The 23,260-nt window shown below is 69.5% G+C and carries 22 protein-coding genes; 12 read left to right on the top strand and 10 right to left on the bottom strand.

Features of this window, described 5'->3' with window-relative positions; genetic code table 11:
* Nucleotides 1–2: 2 nt before the first annotated feature.
* The 3 genes from C0012_RS10830 to C0012_RS10820 are packed head-to-tail and all read right to left on the bottom strand — an operon-like array spanning nucleotide 3 to nucleotide 4,197.
* A complete protein-coding gene (locus C0012_RS10830) occupies nucleotides 3–455 on the bottom strand; it encodes a hypothetical protein (RefSeq protein ID WP_110589988.1) in 453 nt (150 codons plus the stop codon).
* The gene (locus C0012_RS10825) at nucleotides 436–2,076 is read right to left on the bottom strand and encodes a peptide chain release factor 3 (protein WP_110589987.1); all 1,641 of its coding nucleotides are present in this window, start codon (nucleotides 2,074–2,076) and stop codon (nucleotides 436–438) included. The genes C0012_RS10830 and C0012_RS10825 overlap by 20 nt, the downstream gene beginning before the upstream one ends.
* A gap of 18 nt (nucleotides 2,077–2,094) precedes the next feature.
* The gene (locus C0012_RS10820) at nucleotides 2,095–4,197 is read right to left on the bottom strand and encodes a HelD family protein (protein WP_110589986.1); all 2,103 of its coding nucleotides are present in this window, start codon (nucleotides 4,195–4,197) and stop codon (nucleotides 2,095–2,097) included.
* Between the two features lie 117 nt (nucleotides 4,198–4,314).
* Here C0012_RS10820 and C0012_RS10815 point away from each other — a divergent pair, with 117 nt between their 5' ends.
* Nucleotides 4,315–5,556 (top strand): MFS transporter, encoded by a 1,242-nt coding sequence (locus tag C0012_RS10815; protein WP_232527889.1) that lies wholly within the window; start codon nucleotides 4,315–4,317, stop codon nucleotides 5,554–5,556.
* On the opposite strand, the gene C0012_RS10810 is transcribed toward C0012_RS10815, so the two are convergent.
* Complete coding sequence (locus C0012_RS10810) at nucleotides 5,531–5,902, bottom strand: MerR family transcriptional regulator (protein WP_232527888.1); 372 nt, start codon at nucleotides 5,900–5,902, stop codon at nucleotides 5,531–5,533. The genes C0012_RS10815 and C0012_RS10810 overlap by 26 nt on opposite strands.
* A 164-nt stretch (nucleotides 5,903–6,066) precedes the next feature.
* Here C0012_RS10810 and C0012_RS10805 point away from each other — a divergent pair, with 164 nt between their 5' ends.
* The 3 genes from C0012_RS10805 to C0012_RS10795 all read left to right on the top strand — a co-directional run bounded on the left by C0012_RS10805 (nucleotide 6,067) and on the right by C0012_RS10795 (nucleotide 9,259).
* Nucleotides 6,067–7,617, top strand: coding sequence for a SulP family inorganic anion transporter (locus tag C0012_RS10805; protein ID WP_110589985.1), 1,551 nt, complete (start codon nucleotides 6,067–6,069; stop codon nucleotides 7,615–7,617).
* Nucleotides 7,618–7,759: 142 nt separating this feature from the next.
* Nucleotides 7,760–8,707: a CPBP family intramembrane glutamic endopeptidase gene (locus tag C0012_RS10800; RefSeq protein ID WP_162621926.1), complete on the top strand. Its 948-nt coding sequence runs from the start codon at nucleotides 7,760–7,762 to the stop codon at nucleotides 8,705–8,707.
* A 72-nt stretch (nucleotides 8,708–8,779) separates the two neighbouring features.
* Nucleotides 8,780–9,259: a small multi-drug export protein gene (locus C0012_RS10795; RefSeq protein ID WP_110589983.1), complete on the top strand. Its 480-nt coding sequence runs from the start codon at nucleotides 8,780–8,782 to the stop codon at nucleotides 9,257–9,259.
* A 79-nt stretch (nucleotides 9,260–9,338) separates the two neighbouring features.
* Here C0012_RS10795 and C0012_RS10790 read toward each other — a convergent pair whose 3' ends face one another.
* A complete protein-coding gene (locus C0012_RS10790; RefSeq protein ID WP_110589982.1) occupies nucleotides 9,339–10,115 on the bottom strand; it encodes an aminotransferase class IV family protein in 777 nt (258 codons plus the stop codon).
* A gap of 143 nt (nucleotides 10,116–10,258) precedes the next feature.
* Here C0012_RS10790 and C0012_RS10785 point away from each other — a divergent pair, with 143 nt between their 5' ends.
* The 3 genes from C0012_RS10785 to C0012_RS10775 all read left to right on the top strand — a co-directional run bounded on the left by C0012_RS10785 (nucleotide 10,259) and on the right by C0012_RS10775 (nucleotide 14,759).
* The gene (locus C0012_RS10785) at nucleotides 10,259–12,412 is read left to right on the top strand and encodes a chorismate-binding protein (protein WP_110589981.1); all 2,154 of its coding nucleotides are present in this window, start codon (nucleotides 10,259–10,261) and stop codon (nucleotides 12,410–12,412) included.
* A gap of 293 nt (nucleotides 12,413–12,705) precedes the next feature.
* Nucleotides 12,706–13,896 carry a thiolase family protein gene (locus tag C0012_RS10780; RefSeq protein ID WP_110589980.1) on the top strand — a complete coding sequence of 397 codons (1,191 nt, stop codon included), beginning with the start codon at nucleotides 12,706–12,708 and terminating at the stop codon, nucleotides 13,894–13,896.
* A gap of 110 nt (nucleotides 13,897–14,006) precedes the next feature.
* Nucleotides 14,007–14,759, top strand: coding sequence for an SDR family oxidoreductase (locus C0012_RS10775; RefSeq protein ID WP_110589979.1), 753 nt, complete (start codon nucleotides 14,007–14,009; stop codon nucleotides 14,757–14,759).
* A gap of 105 nt (nucleotides 14,760–14,864) precedes the next feature.
* On the opposite strand, the gene C0012_RS10770 is transcribed toward C0012_RS10775, so the two are convergent.
* On the bottom strand, nucleotides 14,865–15,761 hold the full coding sequence (locus tag C0012_RS10770) for an EamA family transporter (protein WP_110589978.1): 897 nt from the start codon (nucleotides 15,759–15,761) through the stop codon (nucleotides 14,865–14,867).
* Between the two features lie 78 nt (nucleotides 15,762–15,839).
* Between C0012_RS10770 and C0012_RS10765 the strand changes: the two genes are divergently transcribed.
* The gene (locus C0012_RS10765) at nucleotides 15,840–16,721 is read left to right on the top strand and encodes a LysR family transcriptional regulator (protein ID WP_110589977.1); all 882 of its coding nucleotides are present in this window, start codon (nucleotides 15,840–15,842) and stop codon (nucleotides 16,719–16,721) included.
* Nucleotides 16,722–16,786: 65 nt separating this feature from the next.
* Entirely contained in the window at nucleotides 16,787–17,248 is a 462-nt protein-coding gene (locus tag C0012_RS10760) for a GNAT family N-acetyltransferase (protein ID WP_232527887.1), read from the top strand.
* A 9-nt stretch (nucleotides 17,249–17,257) separates the two neighbouring features.
* On the opposite strand, the gene C0012_RS10755 is transcribed toward C0012_RS10760, so the two are convergent.
* Nucleotides 17,258–17,668 (bottom strand): VOC family protein, encoded by a 411-nt coding sequence (locus C0012_RS10755; protein ID WP_110589976.1) that lies wholly within the window; start codon nucleotides 17,666–17,668, stop codon nucleotides 17,258–17,260.
* 76 nt (nucleotides 17,669–17,744) lie between these two features.
* Between C0012_RS10755 and C0012_RS10750 the strand changes: the two genes are divergently transcribed.
* Nucleotides 17,745–18,323 carry a TetR family transcriptional regulator gene (locus tag C0012_RS10750; RefSeq protein WP_110589975.1) on the top strand — a complete coding sequence of 193 codons (579 nt, stop codon included), beginning with the start codon at nucleotides 17,745–17,747 and terminating at the stop codon, nucleotides 18,321–18,323.
* A gap of 154 nt (nucleotides 18,324–18,477) precedes the next feature.
* Complete coding sequence (locus C0012_RS10745) at nucleotides 18,478–19,242, top strand: LLM class flavin-dependent oxidoreductase (protein ID WP_110589974.1); 765 nt, start codon at nucleotides 18,478–18,480, stop codon at nucleotides 19,240–19,242.
* Between the two features lie 111 nt (nucleotides 19,243–19,353).
* Here the strand turns inward: C0012_RS10745 and C0012_RS10740 are convergent, their stop codons facing one another.
* Both C0012_RS10740 and C0012_RS10735 read right to left on the bottom strand, forming a co-directional pair.
* On the bottom strand, nucleotides 19,354–20,256 hold the full coding sequence (locus C0012_RS10740) for a LysR family transcriptional regulator (RefSeq protein WP_110589973.1): 903 nt from the start codon (nucleotides 20,254–20,256) through the stop codon (nucleotides 19,354–19,356).
* Nucleotides 20,257–20,283: 27 nt separating this feature from the next.
* Nucleotides 20,284–20,958 (bottom strand): SDR family NAD(P)-dependent oxidoreductase, encoded by a 675-nt coding sequence (locus tag C0012_RS10735; RefSeq protein ID WP_110589972.1) that lies wholly within the window; start codon nucleotides 20,956–20,958, stop codon nucleotides 20,284–20,286.
* A gap of 170 nt (nucleotides 20,959–21,128) precedes the next feature.
* Here C0012_RS10735 and C0012_RS10730 point away from each other — a divergent pair, with 170 nt between their 5' ends.
* A complete protein-coding gene (locus tag C0012_RS10730) occupies nucleotides 21,129–21,965 on the top strand; it encodes an aldo/keto reductase (protein WP_110589971.1) in 837 nt (278 codons plus the stop codon).
* A gap of 86 nt (nucleotides 21,966–22,051) precedes the next feature.
* On the opposite strand, the gene aztD is transcribed toward C0012_RS10730, so the two are convergent.
* Nucleotides 22,052–23,254 (bottom strand): zinc metallochaperone AztD, encoded by a 1,203-nt coding sequence (gene aztD, locus C0012_RS10725; RefSeq protein ID WP_110589970.1) that lies wholly within the window; start codon nucleotides 23,252–23,254, stop codon nucleotides 22,052–22,054.
* Nucleotides 23,255–23,260: the final 6 nt, after the last annotated feature.

Below are 23,260 nucleotides of genomic sequence, written 5' to 3'. Positions count from 1 at the left end.
GGCTACGACGCCACGGCGGGATAGTACTCCGGTGGTAGCTCGTTGCTCAGGTCGGTCGGCGCCAAGGGAATCCTTGGGATGATGCTCCGTAGCGCGGTCGTCGTCGCGAGGAGGCCGTCCTCGCGCACATCGACGGCGTGGTTCGCAGATGCCCAGAGCTCGTCGGCGACGAGATGGTCCTGATCTGAGACGGCGACCACGAAAGCTGCGCACCACTCGTCATCGATGACGCCGCCCAGTTCGCGTTGCGCCAACGCCGCGAAGCGGGCGAGTGTCACGTCGAGCAGAAACGCCACGTGGTGGCCCCAGGTGGCTCCTGCGTCGCGGCGGACGGCAAGGAGCTCCCGGTCCCACTCGTCGTCGCCCACGCCGGACTGGGCGAGCAGGGTGACCCTGGTGACCAGGTGGTCCTGCACGATCGAAAAGTCCTCGGACTCAAGTGGATGCTGTGGCATGGGGCTGCCCTCTCTGTGTCGTCTGAGTCGTTACCGTTCCGCTCAGCGGTGTGACCGAAACACCCGGCGCATCGCGATCGAGCGTGCGCAGACGCCACTTGTCGCGCACCAGGACAAGAGGCGTGCCGTCGGCGCGCCGTGCCACCTCGACGCCTGACGTGCGCTCGAGGTCGCCGGGCTCTCCCTCGTCGAGCGTGCAGGCGAGGGAGTAGGCGAGCGTCTCGGTGTGGATCGGGCTGCGGAAGTCGTCGACCATGCGTCGAGCGAAGGTTTCGAACTGCATCGGGCCGACGGCCGCAAGGATCGGCCGCCCCGGCCCGCGCCTCTCCGAGGTAAGGACCTGCACGACGCCCTCCTCGTCGAGCTGTTCGACGCCCTTGCGGAACTGCTTGCCTCGACTCGTGTCGGCGGGGGTGGCGATGCGGAAGTGCTCGGGGGCGAAACGCGGCAGGCCCGGATACTCGACCGGCTGGTCGACGAAGAGGGTGTCGCCGGGCTGCAGAGCTGTCGCGTTCACGAGCCCGATGACGTCGCCCGGCCACCCGATATCTGCGGTGTGCCGCTCGCGGCCGAAGACCTGCTGCGAGTACTTCGTGGCGAACGGTCGGCCCGTGCGCTGATGCGTCACTGTCATGCCGCGCTCGAAGACGCCCGAGCAGATTCGCATGAAGGCGATCCGGTCGCGGTGCGCGGGATCCATGCCCGTCTGCACCTTGAACACGTAACCGCTGAACGGGCTGTCGACCGGCCGGCGGTGGGCATCGAGCGATTGCCAGGCGCCCGGATGAGGTGCCCGAGACACCACGAAGTCGAGCAGTTCGTCGACGCCGACGTTGCGCACTGCCGCTCCGAAGAACAGCGGCGTCTGGTGTCCGGCACGGAAGGCATCGTCGTCGAACCTGCCGCCGTCCGCGGCCACGAGATCCACCTCCTCGACGGCCGTGCGCCAGTCGTCGCCGAGCGACGTTGAGGCGTCCGTCGCCGACAGCGTCTTCCGCTGGGTTTTCGCGCCACCGCCGTGCGCGTTCTCGTGCCGCGTGACGTCGTGTGACAGGGGGTCGAGGAGACCCTGGAAGTCACCAGAGAGCCCGACGGGCCACGTGATGGGCGCGCAGATCAGCCCGGTGCGATCGCGGATCTCATCGATGAGATCGAGAGGATCCCTGCCGGGACGATCCCACTTGTTGACCATCGTGATGATCGGGATGCCGCGCGCGAAGCACACGTCGAACAGCTTCTTCGTCTGCGATTCGATGCCCTTCGCCGCATCGATCAGCATGACGACGGCGTCGACGACGGACAGTACCCTGTAGGTGTCTTCCGAGAAATCGGCGTGACCGGGTGTGTCAACGAGGTTGACGAGGGTGCCATCCACGTCGAACTGGATGACGGTCGATGTGATGGAGATCCCGCGTTCGCGTTCCATCGACATCCAGTCGGAAACCGTCCCCGTGCGCCCCCGCTTGCCGTGCACGGCTCCCGCCGTGCCGATGGCATTCGCGTGCAGGAGCAGTGCCTCGGTCAGGGTCGACTTGCCCGCGTCGGGATGCGAGATCACGGCGATTGCGCGACGACGTCGCGCCTCGCGCTCGATCTGGTGGGACTCGGGGAGAGCTGTCATACGCACCCGACTCTACCCTCACGTAACGGTAAGTTCTCGGGTCTCCTCGGAATCGGCGAAGGCCAGCAGCGGCGAACGCGCACCGGTGTGCGTGAGGTCGAGTGTGTGCATCGCCCGGGTGCACGCGATGTACAGCATGCTGCGATCGATGTCGCGAGCGTAGTTGTCGTGGTTGACGTGCGGGACGAGGACCGCGTCGAATTCGAGCCCCTTCGCGATGTGCGCCGTGGCGATGACGACGCCCTCTGCGAACACGTCGCTGCCGGCGTCGAGCAGGGTCGCTGTGATCCCCCGGTCGGCCAGACCCGCGTGAGTGCTCGCGGCCTCGGCGGCGGTCTTGCAGACGATGCCGATCGACTTCGCACCCTCGGATACGCGGCGGCGAACGAGATCCGCGATCTGATCGAGCTCTTCGTCGGCGTCGGCGCACGGTGTGATCGTCGGCGCGGCGCCGTGACGTTCGATCGGGACGAGCCCCTCATTTCGCGAGATTCCCTGCGCGAACTCGGCGATCTCGATCGTCGATCGATAGCTCTTGCGCAGTTCGAGCGTGTTCGCTTCGGGAAAGATCCGGTGGATCGATGCCGACGTCGACGAGGTGAGCGGGTTCACAGACTGGTTCGCGTCGCCGAGGATCGTCATCCGGCACGAGAACAGTCGTCGCAGGACGGCGTACTGCACGGGGGTGTAGTCCTGCATCTCATCGACGACGAGATGGCGGATGTCGGAGAAGGTGTCGTGTCGTTCCGAAGCGAGCGCCGTGAGGACGACCGGAAAGACGTCGGCGAACTCGAGCATCTTCTTGTTCGGACGCACGAAGAACCCCGCGCGATCGGGGTGATCGTAGAACGCCGCGTACAGCTCGAGCGGAGTGCGGAACGGGAACATCTCGCGCACGGCCTTGCGCACGGCGGTGCTGTCGGCCGCCGCCCATCTCCCATGGCGGTCGGTGATCTGGTTCTTCAGAGGGGCGATGACCTGCTCGGCCGTGCGGTCGAGGCGCTCGAAGATCGGGAGGAATCGGAGCGCGTCGAAGTTCTCGGCGACCGTGTCGGCCGCCACGCGCCCGCCGCGCCGCCCAACGTCGGCGGGTCGGAACATCGTCGCGCTCTCGCGGATCCACGTTTCCAGCTCATCGACGAAGTCGCCCGTCGCCTTGTATCGGATCCGCTCGCGCGTCTGGTCATCGATGCCCTCGAGGATCGCGTCGACCTGCTGCGCGAAGCTCTGATAGGTCGTGACGCGGCGCAGGAAGCGGTCGGCGATGTCATCGAACCGCAGCTCGGCGATGTTCTCCTCGCCCAGCTCGGGGAGGACGTTCGAGATGTAGTCGCCGAAGACCCGGTTCGGCGACAGGACGGCGACGTTCTCGGAGGAGAGCGTGTCCTTGAAGCGGTAGAGCAGGAAAGCGACGCGGTGCAGGGCGATCGACGTCTTGCCCGAGCCAGCCGCGCCCTGGAGGATCAGGATGTCTGACGATTCGTCGCGGATGACGGCGTTCTGCTCGCGCTGGATCGTCGAGACGATGTTCTTCATCTTGTCGTCGGCCGAGCGGCTGAGCTCGCGCTGCAGAATGTCGTCGCCGATGTTGATGTCGCTCTCGAGCATGTACTCGAGCTCGCCGTCGCGGATCCGGTACTGGCGCTTGCTCTCGACGCTGCCCGTGCGCACGCCTTCAGGGGCACGATAGGCAGCCTCGCCGTGCTCGACGTCGTAATACAGGCTCGAAACCGGGGCACGCCAGTCGTGCACGAGGATGTCGCGGGAATCGGGGTCGCGGAACGTGTGCACTCCGAGGTAGTGGCCCTGTACGCGATCCGTGCGGTCGTCGCGGAAGTCGACGCGGCCGAAATAGGGCGAGTCGATCAGTCGGTCGAGCCGGTCGCGCAGATGCACGGCGTTCTCGCCCTGTGACACGGTCACGTCGAGGGCTGCGCGGAGCGCGGCCTTCTCGGATCCGTCCATGTCCCGGCGGTGCTCCCAGAGGAACTCAGTGTGCTCCTCGAGATTGGTTGCCGTCGCGTTCACCGCCCGATCCGCCTTCTCGCGCACCGCGCGTAGGGTGGAGAGGGTGCTCGCGAGTCGAGTGCGTTCTTCTGCCTCGGCGTCTCCGTGCGCCATCGGTTTCTCCCTCCGGGTCGGGCTGCTCTCGCCGGGATACTCGGTGCGAGAGACTCACGCTAACAGAGCGTGAGGGTTGCCGGTTGAGGCGCTCACGCAACGAAAGGGGATCCCGTCGTGGCCAGTGCCGGCGCATCCCGTCCGTCGGGACCTCGGGGAGCGCTCTGGCTCGCGATCGTCCTCGCGGCCGGCGCGATCTCAGCCATGACCGTTCCGGGGCAAACGGCCGGGCTCTCGGTCTTCACGGATCCTCTCATCGCCGAGGTCGGCATCGATCGCACGCAGATCTCGTTGAGCTATCTCGTCGGCACGCTGACTGGCGCCGCCGCGCAGCCGATCATCGGCCGCGCGTCCGACCGGTGGAGCCCCCGCACTGTCCTCATTGTGATCGCGTGCGCGCTGGCCGCATTCCTGGTCGGTCTCAGCTTCGTCACCGAGGTTTTCGGGCTCACCGCGGGCTTCGTCGGTGTCCGGATGGCGGGTCAGGGCGCTCTTTCCCTCGCGGTGACGACAGCGGTCGCGCGGGCGATCTCCTCACGACGCGGTCTCGCGCTGGGGCTGTCGACGGCGATCGGGTCGGCAGGGATCTCCCTTGCGCCGATTGGGATCGAACGGTTGATCGACGCCGTCGGGATCCGTGCCGCGTGGCGCTGGGAGGCCCTCATCGTGCTTGCCGTCGTCGTGCCGGCCGCGATGTTCTTTCGTCGACGAGTCGATCATGCCGATCACGTCGCGGCCCATCGCGACGAGGAGGAGTGGACAGTCGGCGAGGCGGTGCGCACGGGGATGTTCTGGGTGCTCTCGCTCGCGGTGGCGACGACTTCGATGCTCGGCACGGCACTGCAGTTCCACCAGATCGCGCTCCTCGGCGAACAGGGTCTCGAGCCGTGGGAGGCCGCCGCGAACTTCCTCCCCCAAACGGTGACGGCCCTCCTCGCGACCGTTCTCGTCGGCGCCCTCGTCGATCGCGTGAATCCGCGGATCATCATCGTCGCGGCGATGCTCGCGATGGGCGGGGCGCTGCTGCTCGTATCGTTCGTCGAGCCGGGGTGGCGAGCGATTCTCTACGGGCTCGTGCTCGGGAGCGCGGGAGGGAGTCTCCGCGGCATGGAAGCGGCAACCTTCGTGCGCTATTTCGGCACGAAGCACATCGGCCAGATTCGCGGCTTCGCGGGCGTCGTCTCGCTGGGGGCGTCGGCGCTCGGACCGTTCGTGCTCGCGTACGGTCGCGAGATGGCGGGTGGTTTTGTGACGCCGTCGATCGCGCTGGCCGTGATCCCCGCCGCGGTCATCGTCGCGGGGGTCTTCGTACGCGCGCCGCGTCGGCGTGGGCCTAGCGGGTCGCCAGTTCCTCGATGAACTCGTCGGCCATCTCAAGCTGGGCGGCCAGCTTCGCGCGCCGCGTGTCCGCGTCGGCGCGGAAGCGCGCGAGCGACTCCTCCTCCTCGGGCGAGCTCTCGCCGGCGGCACGGGCGTCGATCACGGAGAGCAGCTCGGCCATCTGCTCGAGGCTGTAGCCGAGGGGTTTCATGCGGCGGATCAGCATCAGGCGACCGAGGTCGCTCGCGCTGTACTCGCGGAAACCGCCGTCCGAGCGACCCGACGGCTTGACCAGGCCGATCTCGTCGTAATGCCGGATCGTCCGCAGCGAGAGGCCCGTACGGTCGGCGAGCTCGCCGATGTGCATGACAGCCGTGTTCGTCATCGGGATTCCCATCGTCTTGAACTCTACCCTCACGTTACGGTAGCCTCATCGTGGCCCGTTCGGGCCGACCTCCCATTCTTCCGTGCCGACCTGTGTCGGCGATCCGCGCAATGGTGCGCTCGGAAATTCCCGTCTCTGTCCCCGCCACCATGCCAAGGAGTCGCATGACCACGGTCACCCCCGCGAAGGACCCCGCGTCCCGCTATCGCATCGAACCCACGGTGCTGCAAGCACTCAAGAGCCCGCGCATCCTGACGCGCGAGGTGCTCGCCGGCCTCGTTGTCGCTGTCGCCCTCATTCCCGAGGCGATCGCCTTCTCGATCATCGCGGGCGTGGATCCGCGGGTCGGCCTGTTCTCGTCGTTCGTCATGGCGGTGGCGATCGCGTTCGTCGGCGGCCGCCCCGCGATGATCACGGCCGCGACGGGCGCGATCGCTCTCGTCGTCGCGCCCGTCGCCCGCGAGTACGGCCTCGATTACCTCATCGCGACGGTGCTGCTCGGCGGTCTCCTCCAGATCGTGCTCGGCGCAATCGGCGTCGCGAAGCTCATGCGCTTCATCCCGCGATCCGTCATGGTCGGCTTCGTTAACGCGCTCGGCATCCTCATCTTCATGTCGCAGCTGCCGCAGCTCGGCCTCGACAACCACGACTGGACCTGGCACGGTGTGCCGTGGATGGTGTATCCGCTCGTCGTCGTCGGTCTCGTGATCATCGTGCTCGCCCCGAAGATCCTCAAGGTGATCCCGGCGCCGCTCATCGCGATCGTCGTCATCACGGCGGCCGTCGTGGCCCTCGGCATCGACGTTCCGACGGTCGGTGACCAGGGCGACCTGCCCGAGAGCCTCCCGGCGCTCTTCTTCCCCGATGTGCCGTTCACGTTCGAGACGCTGCAGATCATCGCCCCGTACGCGCTCGCGCTTGCGGTCGTGGGCATCCTCGAGTCGCTCATGACGGCGAAGCTCGTCGACGACATCACCGACACGCACTCGCGCAAGCCGCGCGAGGCCGTCGGCCAGGGGATCGCCAACGTGCTCTCGGGCATGTTCGGTGGCATGGGCGGCTGCGCCATGATCGGCCAGACGATGATCAACGTGAAGGCCTCGGGCGCACGCACGCGCATCTCGACGTTCCTCGCGGGCGTGTTCCTGCTGATCCTCGTCGTCGCGCTGGGCGATGTGCTCGCGGTCATCCCGATGGCAGCGCTCGTCGCCGTCATGATCGTCGTGGCGTTCCTGACCTTCGACTGGCACAGCGTGCGCCCGTCGACGCTCAAGATGATGCCGAAGAGCGAGACGGCCGTCATGATCATCACGGTCATCGCGACCGTCCTGACCGATAACCTCGCGATCGGTGTGGTGCTCGGCGTGCTCACCGCCATGGTGATGTTCGCGCGTCGCGTCGCGCACTTCGTCAGTGTCACCCGCGTCGTCGACGCCGACGCACAGGTGCCGACCGCGCGCTACACGGTCGTCGGCGAGCTGTTCTTCGCGTCGAGCAACGACCTCACGACGCAGTTCGAGTACGCCGACGACCCCGACCGCATCGTCATCGACATGTCGCAGTCGCACGTGTGGGACGCATCGACCGTGGCCGCGCTCGATGCGGTCGTCACGAAGTACGAGCACCACGACAAGTACGTCGTCATCGAGGGCATCGAAGACGCGTCGGGCGACATCCACCGGCGCCTGTCCGGAGGTCTCGGCGCCGGGCACTGACTGCCCAGAGCGTCAAGCCCGGATCCGCGGGTGCCGGAATCCGCACCCGGCGGATCCGGTCCGGCGATGCCGGAAGATTCCGTCCACCGATCTCCCCCGCACGGCGGATGCGGGGGAGATCCGGCGGCGCAACGATGAGGTCATGAACGCGACCGACCTCTTCTCGCCGTACGATTCCCGCCCCGGGATCCCGCCCACGCGCGTCCCCTGGGGATCCGTCGCCGTCTTCCTTGCGATCGCCGTCGTTCTCGGGTGGGCGGTGTGCCTGCCGCTGTGGCTCGGCGACGGTCTCGCGTCTCCTCTCTTCCGGATCCTCGCGGCCGGGCTCATGGCGACGCCCACGATCGCCGCCCTCGTCGTCACGTTCGCGACAGTGCCGAAGGGGGCGCGTGCGCGGTATCTCGGCCTGCTTCCGTTCCGGCCGATCGCGCGGAAGATCTGGCTCTTCCTGCTCTGGCCGGTCGTGTTCCTCGCCATCGCCTTCGGGGCGATGTTTCTCGCCGCAGCCCTCGGATGGGCCGAGATCGACGGAACGCTGTCGGGCCTCGAAGCGCAGCTCGCGGCGTTCGGGACGACCGACGTGCAGCTGTACGTCGTCATGCAATTCCTCTCGCTGCCGCTCGGCGTCGTCATGGCGTCGGCCACGGCCTTCGGGGAGGAGCTCGGCTGGCGCGGGTATCTCACGACGGCCCTGTCGCCGCTGGGGTTCTGGCCGTCGGCGCTCGTGATCGGCATCGTCTGGGGCCTCTGGCACGCGCCCATCATCCTGCTCGGCTACAACTTCGGGCGCACCGACGCTCTCGGAATCGTGTGGATGTGCGTCTTCACGGTGATCGTCGGCGTCCTGCTGCAGTGGAGCAGGTACTTCACGCGCAGCGTGTGGCCGGCGGCGATCGGCCACGGCGCCCTCAACGCGACCTTCGTCTTTCCGCTGTTCTGGGCGACGCCCGAGATGGATCCGCTGCTCGGCACGGCGCTCGGGGTGCCCGGATGGATCCTCATGGCCGCGCTCATCGCGATCCTGCTGGCTGCACGCGCCTTCCGTCCCGGGCCGGACTGGACGCCGAAGAGGGATCCGCGCGGCGCCTGACATCCTTTCGGCGGAGTCGGAATCCACCGCGAGGGGGAGGTGCCGGGATCCTCGAGCAGGTGGGATAGAGACATGATCGAATCCCTCCAGAGCTTCACCGAATCGCTTCCTGCCGCCGTCCAGTGGCTCGGGCTGATCCTCCTGGGCGCGATCCCTTTTGTTGAGTCATACTTCGGATCCTTCATCGGCATCCTCGCGGGCGTTCCGCCCGTGCTCGCGGTCGCGGCCGCCGTCGTGGGCAACGTCGTCTCGATGCTGATCTTCGTGCTCTCGGCGCACCGCATCCGCGTGGCGGCGACGAAGAACAGCGCGCCGCAGGAGCTCTCGCCGCGTCGTCAGAAGCTCAAGGACCGCTTCGACAAGTACGGCGTCGCCGGCGTGAGCCTGCTCGGCCAGGCGGTGCTGCCGAGCCAGATCACCTCGGCGATGATCGTCGGCTTCGGCGCCCCGAAGAACCGGGTGATCTTCTGGCAGATCATCTCGATCATCCTCTGGGGCGTCATCTTCGCGTTCCTCGCGCTCGGCGGCGTCGAGCTCGCCGGCCGCTTCTGACGCGGGCAGATCCTCAACCCCTCATTCCTGGCACATCCTCGTATGGGAGTACGTGAAGGGACGTGCCAGAAATGAAGGGTCAGAGGGGGGTGCCGGGGATCGCGGCGTAGGCCGCGCGGAGCCGTTCGAACGCCGGGTGGTCGGTCGGCCACGCGCTCTCGTCGATCGACGCGATCGGCCGGATCCCCACGCCCGAGCTCGTCGCGAACGCGGCGTCCATCCCCGCGAGCTCGTCCACGCGAACCGCCGCGGTGCGCCCGCCCGCGACGTCGGCGAGCAGCGCCCGCGTCACGCCGGGCAGGGCGTCGCCGTCGGCCCACACGATCTCGTCGCCCGCGATGAAACCGATGTTCCAGGTGGGCCCCTCCGAGAGGATCCCGTCGTCGTCGACGAAGAGGGCATCGTCGAAACCGGCGCGCTGTGCGACCCGGCGCTGATACAGGGATCCGAACAGGCCCGTGTGCTTGATCTCGGGGGTCTGACGCCCGAAGCTCGTCGTCCGCACGCGCATCGGAGCGGGGCTCGCCGAGGGCGCGGGGCGCGGGGAGACGAGGATCCGCGGGTGCGCGTCCGCGCCCGGATGCGTCAGCGTGAGCGCGGGATCGAAGATCGTCACGCGCACGACGACCGCGGCGGGCTCGTCGGCGATCGCCGAGCGGATCCGCTGGCGTATGACGTCCTCGTCGAGGTCTGCGTCGAAGAGAGCGCGCGCGTCGGCGACGAGCCGTGCGAGGTGGAGGTCGAGCCCGCGCACGCGGCCGTCCTGCACGAGCATCGTCGTGAAGTGCCCCAGCCCCGTGAGGGCCAGCGCCTGGAGGTCGGCCGGATCCACCGGGCCGCCGTCGATCTGCTGCATAGCGCCAGTGTCGCACCTGCCCGCAACACAACGCAGTCGATCGGGGCGGCCCCACTGCGAAAACCCCGGTATCGGCCGCCCGGCGCACGGATTGACTGCGCCAGTGTTGCGGGGCGGGCCGGGCGCACCGGCAGAATGGACGGATGACGACAGCGCAGCGGCCCCGCGTGCTCCTCGTCGACAACCACGACTCGTACACGGGCAGCATCGAGCAGCTCATCTGGGCGGTGACGGGCGATCGCCCCCATCTCGTGCAGAGCGACGCCGTCGATCTCGGAGCGCTCGCCGAATACACCCACATCGTTCTCGGCCCGGGGCCGGGGACGCCCCACCACGCGGGCGACGTCGGTGCGGGGCTCGAGATCCTGCGTCGTGCGCGAGTGCCCGTGCTCGGCGTGTGCCTCGGATTCCAGGAGATGGCGGTCGCGCTCGGCGGTCGCGTCGTGCCCGCACCTCGTCCCGCGCACGGCGTCGTCGAGACCGTGACCCACGACGGATCCACGCTGTTCGCGGGCGTGCCCGAGCGGTTCGAAGCCGTGCGCTACCACTCGCTCGTCGTCGACGAGCCTGCGCCGATGCGCATCACGGCGCGTTCGCGCGATGGCCTGCCGATGGCGGGCGAGGTCGCCGAACGCGGGTGGTACGGCGTGCAGTTCCATCCCGAGTCGATCGGATCCGGCCACGGCGCGCGCATGATCGAGGCATTCCTCGCGAGCGATGTACCCACGGAAGGCCCGGATCTTCCGGTGTTCGCGGAGCCTCCGAGGTCTCGGAGCGAGGGGCGGGCGCCGGAGGCGGTGAGTGAGCATCCGCGTGGCGCGTGGCGGGTCTGGTCGGAGGCGGTCGAGCGACAGGGGGATACCGAGCGGCTCTTCGTCGACCTGTACGGCGCCGCGCCCGTCGCCGTTTGGCTCGATAGCGCGCAGCAGGCGTACGGCATGGGGCGGTTCTCGATCCTGGGCACGCCCGAGGGCCCGCGGGATCACGTCATCGATTTCCGCGCGGCCGAGGGCGTCGTGCGCCTCGACGGGGAGGAGATCGGATCCGATGTCTGGGACGTCCTCGCCGATCGCATGGACGCGCATCCCGTCGAGCCCCGGGACGATCTGCCATTCGTCGGCGGATACGTCGGATCCATCGGATACGGAGCGAAGGCCATCGGGCGAGCGCGCGCGTCCGCGACGCCCGACGCGCAGCTCGTGCACCTCAGCAGGTTCGTTGTCGTCGATCACCTCGAGGAACGGATCCACGTCGTCGCCGCGGGGCCGCCTGAGGACGAGCGCGAGGCCCGAGGGTGGATCGCGGCTGCGCGGGAGCGGATCCTCTCGACGTGCGATGCAGATCCGCAGGGGGCGAGCGGGTCCGGAGACCCCGTCGCGACGCCGCGCACCACTCGCGGCGACGGGGCGAGCCGCGAACACGGATCCCCATCGTCGGGGAGCGAGACCGCGGATCCCGCTCCCGCCGACGCCACCGTCACACGATCGCAGTACCTCCGCGACCTCTCCGTCGTGCGCACGTGGCTTGCGGCGGGCGACTCGTACGAGGCGTGCTACACCTACACCCTGCGATTTCCGCACGACGGGCCCGCCCTCGACGCGTATCGGCGCCTGCGCCGGACGAACCCCGCCCCGTACGCCGCGTTCCTCCGCCTCCCGGGGCGCGAGGTGATGTCGTGCTCGCCCGAGCGGTTCCTCGCCGTCACGAGCGCCGGATGGGCCGAGACGAAGCCGATCAAGGGCACGGCCCGCCGTGTCGCGGATCCGGAGGCCGACGCGGACGTCGCGCGTGCGCTCGCCGTGGATCCGAAGACCCGCGCCGAGAACCTCATGATCGTCGATCTGCTGCGCAACGACCTCGGCCGGATCAGCGCGCCGGGCACGGTGACGGTTCCGTCGCTCATGGCGGTCGAGAGCTACGCGACCGTCCACCAGCTTGTGACGTCCGTCCGCTCTGAGCTGCTGCCGCGTGACGCCGTCGGCGTGCGTGCCGCCGAGGCGTTGTTCCCACCCGGTTCGATGACGGGCGCGCCGAAGAGGCGCACGGTCGAGATGCTTGACGCGCTCGAGGCCGCGCCGCGCGGGGCCTATTCGGGCGTGGTCGGGTACTTCTCGCGGTGCGGATCGGTCGACCTGTCGGTCGTCATCCGCACGGCCGTCGCGGCGGACGGCGAGGTGACGATCGGCACGGGCGGTGCCATCACCTACGACAGCGATCCCGACGCCGAGGCCGACGAGACGGTCGCCAAGAGCACGCCGCTCCTCCGCGCCTTCGGCCGCACCCACCCCTTCGTCTGACGCTCGCCCCAACACGACGCAGTCGATTCGAGCGTTCATCGCCGATTGAACCGATTGCGCCGGCTCCGGTCGACAGGATTGACTGCGTCGTGTTGGCGCATCGTGCGGCGACGAGGGCTCCCGGGCGGGGAAGTGACGCCCTGCGGCGCGGAGACCGCCCCAACACGACGCACTCGATTTCCGCCGCCGCAGCTTGCGGAACCGATTGCGCGCAACCGAGCCGGCCGAATCGACTGCGTTGTGTTGGGGCGGCGTACGCTGGAGCCGACGAACCCACGACGAGGAGGGCGACGATGGCAGACGCGCGCGAGCGGATCGTCATCGCGGCGGGCGCACGCACGCCGGTCGGATCCTTCGGAGGGGCGTTCCGGGACGTCCCGGCCCATGTCCTCGGGGCCCGCGCGACGACGGAGGCCCTGCGCCGAAGCGGGATCGACGGCGATGATGTCGGCGAGGTCGTCATGGGCTGCATCGCCCAGATCGGTCCCGATGCGTACAACGCGCGCCGCGTCGCCCTCGAAGCCGGACTGTCGACCCGCGTGCCGGCGTTCACCGTCAACCGGCTCTGCGGATCCGGTCTGCAGGCGATCTGGTCGGGCGCGCAGGAGCTGCTCTGGGGTGGAGTCGACGTCGTCGTCGCGGGTGGCGACGAGAGCATGTCGCGCACGCCGTTCCTCGACTACGAGGCGCGCGGGAACAACCGCCTCGGCGATCGTACGCTGCGCGACGGCACGCTCGCGATCCTGACCGACCCGTTCTCGGGCCACCACATCGGATCGACGGCGGAGAACGTCGCGGATCGCTACGGCGTCTCGCGGCGAGAGCAGGACGAGTTCGCGGTCGAGAGTCAGCGGCGCGCGGCGTCGGCGGAGGCCCGGGGCGCCTTCGCCGAGGAGATCGTTCCCGTCTCCTCGGGCGGACGGCACCCCGTCGACATCGCGGCCGACGAACATCCCCGGCCTGATACGAGCCTCGAGGTCCTCGCCGGCCTGCGCCCGGCTTTCCGCGAGGGCGGATCCGTCACCGCCGGGAACTCCTCGGGCATCAACGATGGCGCGGCGGCCACCGTGCTCCTGCGGGAGTCCGATGCACGCGAGCGCGGGACCCGCGGACTCGCGACGATCGAGGCCGTCGCCACCGCGGGCATCGAGCCGGAGATCATGGGCTATGCGCCCGTCATCGCTCTTGAACGCCTGTGGCGGCAGACCGGACTCGGCCCCGGAGACGTCGACGTCGTCGAGCTGAACGAGGCGTTCGCCGCGCAGGCGGTCGCCGTGATCCGCGATGCGGGTCTCGACCCCGAGCGGGTGAATCCGTATGGCGGCGCTATCGCCCTCGGCCACCCGGTCGGAGCCACGGGGGCGATCCTCACGGTGCGTGCGGCGATGGATCTGCGGCGCCGGGATCTCGAGTATGCCGTGGTGACGATGTGTATCGGTGGGGGTCAGGCGCTGGCAGCGCTGTTGCGGCGGTGGGACGGGTGATGTCGAGGCGATGAATCTTCGGCGCCGAGGTATCGGGTATGCCGTGGCGGCGATGTATTCCGGCGGGGGCCAGGCGCTCTCCGCGCTGGACGGATGAGGAAGGGGCGAACATGGAACTGACGGGATCGGCGGCCTTCGTGACGGGGGCGGCATCCGGGCTCGGAGCCGCGACGGCGAAACGTCTCGCGGACGAGGGGATGCGCGTGGTCGGGGCCGACCTCCCGGCGGCGATCGAGCGGGCGGGGGATCCGCCGCGCGGCGTCACCTACGTCGCCGCGGACGTGACGGACGAAGACGAGGTCGCGGCCGCGCTCGCCGCAGCGGAGGGCGGGCTGCGGCTCGTCGTCAACTGTGCGGGCATCGCTCCGGCCCGCCGGATCCTCTCCTCTCACGGACCTCACGACCTCGACACCTTCCGGCGTGCGATAGACGTCAATCTCGTCGGCACGTTCAACGTGCTGCGGCTCGCCGCCGAGGTGATCGCGGGCGGCGAGGCCGACGAGCACGGGCAGCGCGGTCTCGTCGTCAACACGGCCTCGGTAGCCGCCTACGAGGGGCAGATCGGGCAGATCGCCTACGCGGCGTCAAAGGGCGGCGTCGTGTCGATGACGATCGCCGCGGCGCGCGACCTCGCACGATCCGGGATCCGCGTGAACACGATCGCCCCCGGCATCGTCGACACCCCGATGCTCGCCTCCCTCGGCGACGAGGTGCGCCGGTCGCTCGAAGAGACCGTGCCGTTCCCGCAGCGCCTCGCGCGCCCGGACGAGTACGCGCAGCTCGTCGTCATGCTCGCGCAGCACGACTATCTCAACGGCGAGACGCTCCGCATGGACGGCGCCCTGCGGATGGGGCCGCGGTAGTCGGCCGCCACCCCAACACAACGCAGGAGATTTCGCCGGGATCGGCTGCGGAACCGGGTTCCGCGCGTTCGGGCGTGCAGATTGACTGCGTTGTGTTGGGGGGCGTCAGGGGGTGGCCGGGATCGGGCGCGCCGCCGTGCCGCGCCGAGGCCGTGCTGCCCAGAGCTGCCCCGCCACGAGGGCCGCGATCGCGAGAACAAACCCAGCCGTCTGCGCGAGAGTAAAACTCTCTCCCAGCAGGCCGATCCCGAGCGCCGCTGCGACGAGGGGCGAGAGCGTCGGCAACAGCCCCGATGCGGCGATCGGCAGTCGCTGCACGCCGCGGAACCAGAGCGCATAGGCGAGGAGGCCGCCGACGAGCGCGAGCCAGAGATAGCCGGCGATCCCGCCCGCGTCGATCGTCGTCGGCACGCTGTCGAACACGAGGAAGATCGGCAGCAGTACGAGGCCACCCGCCGTGAGCTGCCACCCCGCGAAGGCGAGCGCACTCACGCCCTCGGGGCGCCCCCACTTCTTCGTCAGCACCGTGCCGAGCGCCATCACCCCCGCGCCGGCGATGGCCGCCAGCAGCCCCAGAGGATCGAGGCCTGTCGCCGGGCCCAGCGCGACGAGCGCGACGCCGCCGGCACCCGCGGCGGCGATCGCGATCGATACGGCGCGGATCCGCTCGCCGAGCAGCAGCCCACCGAGCAGGATCGCGGCGAGGGGGCCGACCCCCGCCGCCGCGCCCGCGACGCCGCCGGGCAGGCGTTCCGCCGCGATGAACAGGAGGGGGAAGAACGCCCCGATGTTCAGCGCCCCGAGCGCGAAGGCCTTGCCCCACCAGGATCCGCGCGGCAGCGTGCGCGAGATCGCGATCGCGAGGATCCCGGCGGGCAGTGCCCGCATGAGAGCAGCGAAATGGGGGTGGCCTGGCGGAAGCAGCTCGGTCGTGACGGCGTAGGTGGTTCCCCATGTCGCCGTCGCGAACGCGGCCAGCAGGAGGGTGGCGGTGCGGGTCATGGATCCAGGTTCGCGCGATCCTGCTCATGAATCCAACGCATTCTCTGCATGCGAGACATGCAGTGAGATCATGGATGCGTGGAACTGCAGCAGCTGAGGTACGCGGTCGCGATCGTCGAGACCGGATCCTTCACGCGCGCCGCCGCGGCGTGCCACGTCACGCAGTCGGCTCTGAGCCACCAGGTCGCGGCGCTTGAGCGGGAGCTCGGCGCACGGCTCTTCGTGCGCGGGGCGCGCGAGGTGCGCCCCACGGCCGCCGGTGACGCGCTCCTTGCCCAGGCGCGCGTCGCGCTCGCCGCGGTCGACCGGGCGCGGGACGACGTCGCGGCCGCCGAGGGCGTCGTGCGCGGCACCCTGCGCATCGGCGTGATTCCCACGGTCGTCGCGATCGACGTTCCCGCGACCGTGCGGGCATTCCGCGAGCGGTTCCCCGAGGTGCGCGTCGAGGTCACGGTCGGCGCGAGCGATGAGATGACCGCGCGGATCGGCCGCGGCGAACTCGACGTCGCCTTGCTCGGCCTCCATGCCGACGTCACTCCGCAGGGCGTCGAGAGCCGCGAACTCCGCCGCGAGCGGCTCGTGACGATCGTCTCGCGGGCACACCGCTTCGCCTCGCGGTGTCGCCTCCGGATCGCCGACCTCGCGGGATCCGTCTTCGTCGACTTCCCCGCGTCGAGCCCGGGCCGCGCGCAGACAGACACGGCGTTCGCCGCCGCGGACGTTCCGCGCGATGTCGCGTTCGAGGCCTGGCACGCCGAGCACGTTCTCGGCATCGTCGGATCCGATCTCGCGGTCGCGATGGTCGCACCGGGGGTCGCGGCGCACGCGCCCGACGTGGTCGCGATCCCGACGGCCGGGGCGCCTGAGCGCGTCGAGTATCTCGCGTGGCATCCGTCGGATCCGAGCCCCGCCGCGCGCGCGTTCGTCGCGGTCGTCGGCGACGGGGCCGCGCTGAGATAAGGGGAACGACCTCCCCTCGGTGCGCAGAACGCTGCGCCGAGGCTTGCGCCCGGCAGAATGGCTTCGTGAACTTCGAGATCCGCCCCGACGACCTCAGCCACCCCGCGACGCAGAATCTCGTGGCGGCCCACGTAGACGAGATGCGGGCCGGATCCGTGCCGGAAGCCGTCCACGCGTACGACGTCGAAAAGCTGCGCGACGCCGCGGTCACCCTGTGGTCGGCGTGGCAGGGAGACCGCCTCGCCGGTGTCGGCGGCCTCAAGCACCTCGACGAGGATCGCGGCGAGCTGAAGTCGTTCCGCACGCATGCCGACTTCCTCGGACGCGGCGTGGGGCGGCGGATCCTGCAGCATGCGATCGGCGAGGCCCGAACCCGCGGATATCGGACGCTGTGGCTGGAGACGGGGACGGAACCCGGATTCGCGGCCGCCCGTCATCTGTACGCGAGCGAGGGCTTCGAGCCGTGCGGCGTGTTCGGCGACTACCCCGACACCCCACTCTCGGCGTTCATGACGATGCGTCTTTGAATGGCGTGCTCAGTCCGCCGTCATATACGCCTCCGCGAACTCGGGGCTGGGTGGGATGGGCTGGATCACGTCGAGAAGGACGTCGTCGGGGGCGGCGACGATGAAGTGCCGCTGACCGAATGGCTCGTCGCGCAGTTCCAGGATCGGGCGGAGCCCCATCTTCTCTGTCAGACGCGCGTAGGTCTCGTCGGCGTCGTCGACTTCGGCATTGAGGATGACGCCCCGTGGATCCGCGCGGTGGCTTTCGGGCACGGTGTCGTGATCGCGGTCGAGGATCGCGAGTTCGTGCGCGCCGAGACGCATGCTCACGTACCAATCGGATTCGAAGCTCAGCTCGAAGCCGAGGGCGTCTCGGTAGAACGCCGCGGCGCGGGCGACGTCTCGCGACATGAGGACCGGGTAGAAGCTCGTGACGGGCATGGTTCCCTCCGTTTACATACACTGAACACGTAACTGAGCTCAGGATACATACAGTGCGTACGTAAAGGAAGGTCCCATGCCTCGCGCTTCTGCCGCCGCCGCCCGTCAGACTGCTGAAAGCGTGTGCGAGGCGGGTGAGGAACTGTTCTCGAAGGAGGGATACTCCGCGATCTCGCTCGATGATGTCGCGCAGGCAGCTGGAGTGACGCGGGGTGCCGTGTACCACCATTTCCGAAGCAAATCCGGGCTCTTCGCCGCCGTCACTGCGCGGGTCCAGAGCCGCGTCGCGGATGCGGTCGTCGCCGCGGCGGCGGCCGCGGGAGGGGATCCGCACGAGAGGCTGCGCGCAGGCTCTCACGCCTTCCTCGACGTGATCACTTCGAGCTCCGCGGCGCGGATCCTGCTGATCGATGCACCAGCGGTCGTCGGGTGGGACGAGTGGAGGCGACTCGACGCCGAGCACTCCGCAGCGCACCTGAGGGAGGCTCTCGCCGACGTCGGGGTGCGAGACGAGCTGCTCGATGCGACGACAGCGTTGCTCTCCGGGGCGATGAACGAGGCCGCCCTCTGGGTGATGAATGCAGAGAATGCGGAGGCGTCCCGTGCGCACGCGCACCGTGTGCTCGATCGCATCCTCGCGTCCGTCGGCCCGTAACCGCCTGCCGGGCGCCCGCGGCGGCGGAATCCATCCAACACAACGCAGTCAATCCTGACCCTCCGTGCGCCGAACCGCGGGTTCCTCCACCGATCCGCACGAATCGACTGCGTTGTGTTTCGGGAGACGCGGGTGAACTGCCACCCTGGGATCCATGCATTCGAAACGCGTGTCGCTGGGAATCGCAGGCGGGCTTGGTCCCGAGAAGGCGGCGGCGCTCGCGCCGCGCCTCGAGGAGGCCGGGTTCCACTCGCTCTGGATCAACGAGACGCCCGGTGTCAACGCTCTCGAGGTCGCCGCTGCCGCGGCTCGTGAGACCGAAGCTCTGCGGATCGCGACCGGCGTCATTCCCGTCGATCGTCGCCCGGCGAGCGAGCTGCTCGACGACCTCGCCCGGCTCGATCTCCCCGAGGACCGTCTGACGCTCGGTATCGGTGCGGGGCAGCGGCGCCGCGGGGCGCTCGCGATGATGGAGCGGACGCTCGAGGACCTGCGCGAGGGCACGGCCGCCTCGCTCGCGGTGGGTGCGCTCGGGCCGAAGATGCGCGCGCTCGCCGCTGCGCAGTCGGACGCCGTGGTGCTGAACTGGCTCACGCCCGATGCCGCGGCCCAGCAGCGCCGCGAATACGAGGGATCCGAGACCGACGTCGTTCTCTACGTGCGCACGAACGTCGATGGATCCGCGCGCGAACGCCTCGAGGAGGAGGCGGATCGCTATGCGGGATTCCCGTCGTACCGTGCGAACTTCGAGCGTCTCGGGTTCTCGGCGCGCGACACGGTCCTTCCCGCGGCGGGCGAGGTCGAGATCGCCCCGCGCCTCGATGAGTACGCGGCGGCGGTCGACGAGGTCGTTCTGCGGGCAATCACTCCGGGTGACCACCTCGACGAGTTCCTGCGGTTCCTCCCGCTCGCGGGCTGACGGCGGGGACCGGGCAACACAACGCAGTCGATTCGGCGTCGACCGCTCGCACGCACCGGTGCGTCGGCCCGTGCGCGGCCGAATCGACTGCGTTGTGTTGCAGGGTTCGCGCTACGCGACCGGGACGAGCTCTTCGCGCAGTTCGGCGACGGCCGCGTATGGCATGAGCATGGCGGCGAAGGCCTGCGCGAGCGGTGTCGGATCCGCGCAGAGGGCGGCGTGGATCTCCCACTCCGGCGCGTCAGCGAGCGGCGAGACCTCGAGCTCTGACGCCGCCTGCTTCGCGGCGATCGACTCAGGGACGACCGCGCGGCCGAAGCCCCGCCCGACGAGGCTCAGCAGCATGTGCACGTCGCCGACGTCGACGACCGTGCGGCGCGCGACGCCGCGATCGGCGAGCGCGCGGTCGAGGACTCGGCGCGACTCCCACGACGGTCCGAAGTCGACGAGTCGCGCGCCGTCGAGATCGTCGAGCGACTCAGGGCGCGGGGACGCGTCGCCGGGCGATGACAACAGGACGAACGGCTCGCGGCGCAGCAGCGTTCCTTCGGAGGAGGGGGAGCCGGCGCCGCGCGCGATCAGCGCGACGTCGAGGCGAGCGGACTCGACGAGCGGCGCGAGGCGCGAGGACGTGTCCTGCACGAACTCGAGATCGGCGGTGGGGTGGCGCTCGGCGAACGTCGTCATGAGGTCGGCGATGTCGACGAGGCCGCCGAAGCACTGCTCGGCACCGATGCGCACGGCGTCCCCGCGCGTGGCGTCGTCCGCGAGCGCGCGCTGCGCCTCGCGGACGTCGTCGAGGATCCGCTCAGCCCGCGGCAGGAAGCGCGAACCGGCCGCCGTCAGCTGCGCACCGCGGCGCCCGCGCTCGAAGAGGGGTGCCCCGAGCTCGCGCTCGAGAGACCGGATCGAGGAGGAGAGCCCGGGCTGCGACACGAACGACCGCTCGGCCGCGCGCGTGAAGCTCCCCTCCTCGGCGATCGCGAGGACGAACTCGAGCTGGCGCACATCCATGCGCCTATCCTCTCGCGATTCGCGGGATCAGTAGGGCTGCTCCTCGAGCTCCGTTGCGTAGTGGCGGAACTCCCCGCGTTCGGCGTGCATCTGCCAGAGCTTTTCGGCGAGCACCTCGGGATCCTTCTCGGCGTGCCCGGCGATGATCCCACCCGGGATGATGAGCTGGCCGACGTGGATCGGCTCGTCGGCCATGGCCTGGCGCAGCATCTCGGCGTACGCGGTCTCGCCCGCGAAGGCGATCGAGGTGCCCGCGAAGTGCTGCACGGGCTGCACGGCGCTGCCGCCGTTGACGAACAGCACGGTGCCGCGGCCGAGCACGCGCATGCCTTGCAGTACCTGGTGCACCGCCGCGATCGGACCATAGACGCTGAACTCGACGGCGGCGCGCACGTCGCCGACCGTCGACTCGAGGAGCGGGCGCAGGAACTCCTTCTGCGGGAGCGGGTTGTAAGAGAGCACCTCGATCGGGCCGAGCTCCTGCGATGCGCGGTCGAGCGCAGCGGCGAGGCCTTCGGGGTCGCGCACGTTCGCGGCGTACCCGCGCGCGGTGAAGCCCTCGGCGCGGAGCTCGTCGGCGAGCGCATCGACGCGCTCCTGGCTGCGGGAGATGAGCGCGAGGTCGAAGCCCTCGCGCCCGAAGCGGCGGGCGAGCGCGGCGCCGAGATTGCGCCCCGCGCCGATGATGGCGAATGTCGTCATGGTCGGTGTCCTCTCGTCGGATGACGTGTTCGAGCCTAGGAAGGATGCGTCTGCGGGAGGCGCGTCGAGCGATAGGGATCTTCTATGGATCCCGCGGAATCGCGCGCGGACGGGCGAGGTTCTGATTCGATGCCTGCGGGGCGATCGCCCCGCTGTGAGAGGAGAACACGATGACCGCAGTTCCCGAGATCGACCTGAACACGGGTGCGACGATCCCGCAGCTCGGCTACGGCACCTACCAGGTGGCGCCGGACGAGACGAAGGCGGCCGTGCTGTCGGCGTTCGAGGTCGGCTACCGGCACATCGACACGGCCCAGGGATACCAGAACGAGCAGGGCGTGGGCGAGGCCCTGCGGGAGTCGGGGCTCGGCCGCGACGACGTGTTCGTCACGAGCAAGCTCGCCAACGGAGCGCACCGGCGCGACGACGTGCTGCGCACGGCGGACGAGAGCCTCGCGCGTCTCGGGATCGAGGCGATGGACCTGTTCCTGATCCACTGGCCGCTGCCGATGATCGACGTCGACTTCGTCGACACGTGGAAGACGATGATCGAGATCCGCGATGCGGGCAAGGCGCGGGCGATCGGCGTCTCGAACTTCCAGGTGCCGCATCTGCGGCGGCTGCTCGATGAGACGGGCGTCGTGCCCGCGGTCAACCAGATCGAGGTGCACCCGTACCTCACGAACGAGACGGTGCGGGCGTTCGGTGCGGAGCACGGGATCCGTACGGAGGCGTGGTCGCCCACCGCGCAGGGAGCCGTGCTCGGCGACCCCGTGCTGCAGGAGATTGCGGATCGCGTGGGCCGCACGACCGCGCAGGTGACGCTGCGCTGGCACATCCAGCGCGGCGACATCGTCTTCCCGAAGTCGGTGACGCGCTCGCGCATCGAGGAGAACTTCCGCCTGTTCGACTTCGAGCTGACCGAAGAGGAGGTCGCGGCGATCGCGGCGCTCAACCGCGACGAGCGCACGGGGCCCGACCCCGACACGTTCGACTTCGTCTTCTGACGAGGTCGGGGCGGGCGCGGTTCTCCGCGCCCGCCCCTGTGCCCGCCGGAAGGCGGGCAGCGCGCGGCCCCAATCCGCGCGGGTCGTCAGCCGATGTTCACGGCCATCTCGTTCGGTGCCGCGGGCAGCGGAGCGCTTTCGGCGAGCACCTCGCCCGTGGCGAGGTCGACCGACACGACGCGGTCGTTCGCGACATCCGCGACGTAGGCGATGGATCCGTCGCTCGTCAGCGCGGGGTGCGGATCCTGCCAGTCGGCCGGGCCGTCCCAGGCGCCGATGACGGGGAACGACGACGTGATCTCGCCGCTTTCGGGATCGAGCACGTGGATGGATCCGTCGGTCCCGAGGATGTAGGCGTCATCGCCCGGGCCGCGGACGACGCCGCGCCACGTGTACTCGATGCCGTCGAGCTCGACGACCTCGTATTCGTGCGCCGCCGTGTCGATCAGCGCGACCTCGTGCAGCAGGTAGCCTTCGGCGTCGGGGTCGTGCTTGTAGTCGCCGACGACGATCGGGCTCGTCTCGGAGACGTACGCATTGCCCATGCGGCCGTATTCGTCGGGCGCGGTGAACTTCTCGAACTCTCCGTCGTGGAACAGCAGGGCGCCGTCCTCGCAGCCGAAGATGACGGCCTCGCCCTGCGCGGTCCCCTCGCCGTGGATGCCCGGGCAGTCGTCGGACGACGCGAGCTCGTGGAAGTGATCGCCGTGCGGTTCGAGCGCGACGGCGCCTGAGCGCGACGACTCGTCGCCGACGGTCGTGAGCAGGGTGCCGTCCTCGAGGACGATCGAGACGCCGTGGTGGGCCGTCTCGGACTCGTAGCTCTGCACCTCGGGCAGCGCTCCGTCCGAATCGAGCAGCGCGTCGGTGTCGAAGATCGTCGTCTCGCCCCAGCCATCCGAGAACAGCACGGTCTTGCCGCCGTGGCGCACGACGTGGCCGGCGGCCTCCGCCGGGAAGACGAGGTCGGTCAGCTCGGGTGTCGCGGTGTCGAGCACCTGGAATCCATCCGTGGTGGTCACGAAGACATTCCGGCCATCGCCGGCGGGGTTCAGGCGCGTGAACTCCTCGGAGTCGAACGACGAGATCTCCTCGAGGGTGGTGGCGTCGAGGACCGCGACCTCGCCCGCGAGCGAGACCGCGAGGCGCTCGCCGGCAGCGACATCGGTGGATCCGTCGTCGGGGGATCCGGCGCCGGGCGCGGCTCCGCTCGCGCAGCCGGTCGCGACGAGCGCGAACGCGGCGAGGGATCCGGCGCCCGCGAGCAGGCGCGTGGACATCTTCTTCATGGTGTT

This window comes from Microbacterium suaedae, from assembly GCF_003254645.1.
GTDB lineage: Bacteria > Actinomycetota > Actinomycetes > Actinomycetales > Microbacteriaceae > Microbacterium > Microbacterium suaedae.
Note: the sequence above shows the minus strand (reverse complement) of the source record. Positions and strands in the feature narration are given on the sequence as shown.

What these genes read in the sequence shown, in the direction of transcription:
- C0012_RS10830 (WP_110589988.1), bottom strand. Translation starts at nt 455, where the DNA reads ATGCCACAGCATCCACTTGAGTCCGAGGACTTTTCGATCGTGCAGGAC.
- C0012_RS10825 (WP_110589987.1), bottom strand. Translation starts at nt 2,076, where the DNA reads ATGACAGCTCTCCCCGAGTCCCACCAGATCGAGCGCGAGGCGCGACGT.
- C0012_RS10820 (WP_110589986.1), bottom strand. Translation starts at nt 4,197, where the DNA reads ATGGCGCACGGAGACGCCGAGGCAGAAGAACGCACTCGACTCGCGAGC.
- C0012_RS10810 (WP_232527888.1), bottom strand. Translation starts at nt 5,902, where the DNA reads ATGACGAACACGGCTGTCATGCACATCGGCGAGCTCGCCGACCGTACG.
- C0012_RS10805 (WP_110589985.1), top strand. Translation starts at nt 6,067, where the DNA reads ATGACCACGGTCACCCCCGCGAAGGACCCCGCGTCCCGCTATCGCATC.
- C0012_RS10800 (WP_162621926.1), top strand. Translation starts at nt 7,760, where the DNA reads ATGAACGCGACCGACCTCTTCTCGCCGTACGATTCCCGCCCCGGGATC.
- C0012_RS10795 (WP_110589983.1), top strand. Translation starts at nt 8,780, where the DNA reads ATGATCGAATCCCTCCAGAGCTTCACCGAATCGCTTCCTGCCGCCGTC.
- C0012_RS10790 (WP_110589982.1), bottom strand. Translation starts at nt 10,115, where the DNA reads ATGCAGCAGATCGACGGCGGCCCGGTGGATCCGGCCGACCTCCAGGCG.
- C0012_RS10785 (WP_110589981.1), top strand. Translation starts at nt 10,259, where the DNA reads ATGACGACAGCGCAGCGGCCCCGCGTGCTCCTCGTCGACAACCACGAC.
- C0012_RS10780 (WP_110589980.1), top strand. Translation starts at nt 12,706, where the DNA reads ATGGCAGACGCGCGCGAGCGGATCGTCATCGCGGCGGGCGCACGCACG.
- C0012_RS10775 (WP_110589979.1), top strand. Translation starts at nt 14,007, where the DNA reads ATGGAACTGACGGGATCGGCGGCCTTCGTGACGGGGGCGGCATCCGGG.
- C0012_RS10770 (WP_110589978.1), bottom strand. Translation starts at nt 15,761, where the DNA reads ATGACCCGCACCGCCACCCTCCTGCTGGCCGCGTTCGCGACGGCGACA.
- C0012_RS10755 (WP_110589976.1), bottom strand. Translation starts at nt 17,668, where the DNA reads ATGCCCGTCACGAGCTTCTACCCGGTCCTCATGTCGCGAGACGTCGCC.
- C0012_RS10750 (WP_110589975.1), top strand. Translation starts at nt 17,745, where the DNA reads ATGCCTCGCGCTTCTGCCGCCGCCGCCCGTCAGACTGCTGAAAGCGTG.
- C0012_RS10745 (WP_110589974.1), top strand. Translation starts at nt 18,478, where the DNA reads ATGCATTCGAAACGCGTGTCGCTGGGAATCGCAGGCGGGCTTGGTCCC.
- C0012_RS10740 (WP_110589973.1), bottom strand. Translation starts at nt 20,256, where the DNA reads ATGGATGTGCGCCAGCTCGAGTTCGTCCTCGCGATCGCCGAGGAGGGG.
- C0012_RS10735 (WP_110589972.1), bottom strand. Translation starts at nt 20,958, where the DNA reads ATGACGACATTCGCCATCATCGGCGCGGGGCGCAATCTCGGCGCCGCG.
- C0012_RS10730 (WP_110589971.1), top strand. Translation starts at nt 21,129, where the DNA reads ATGACCGCAGTTCCCGAGATCGACCTGAACACGGGTGCGACGATCCCG.
- aztD (WP_110589970.1), bottom strand. Translation starts at nt 23,254, where the DNA reads ATGAAGAAGATGTCCACGCGCCTGCTCGCGGGCGCCGGATCCCTCGCC.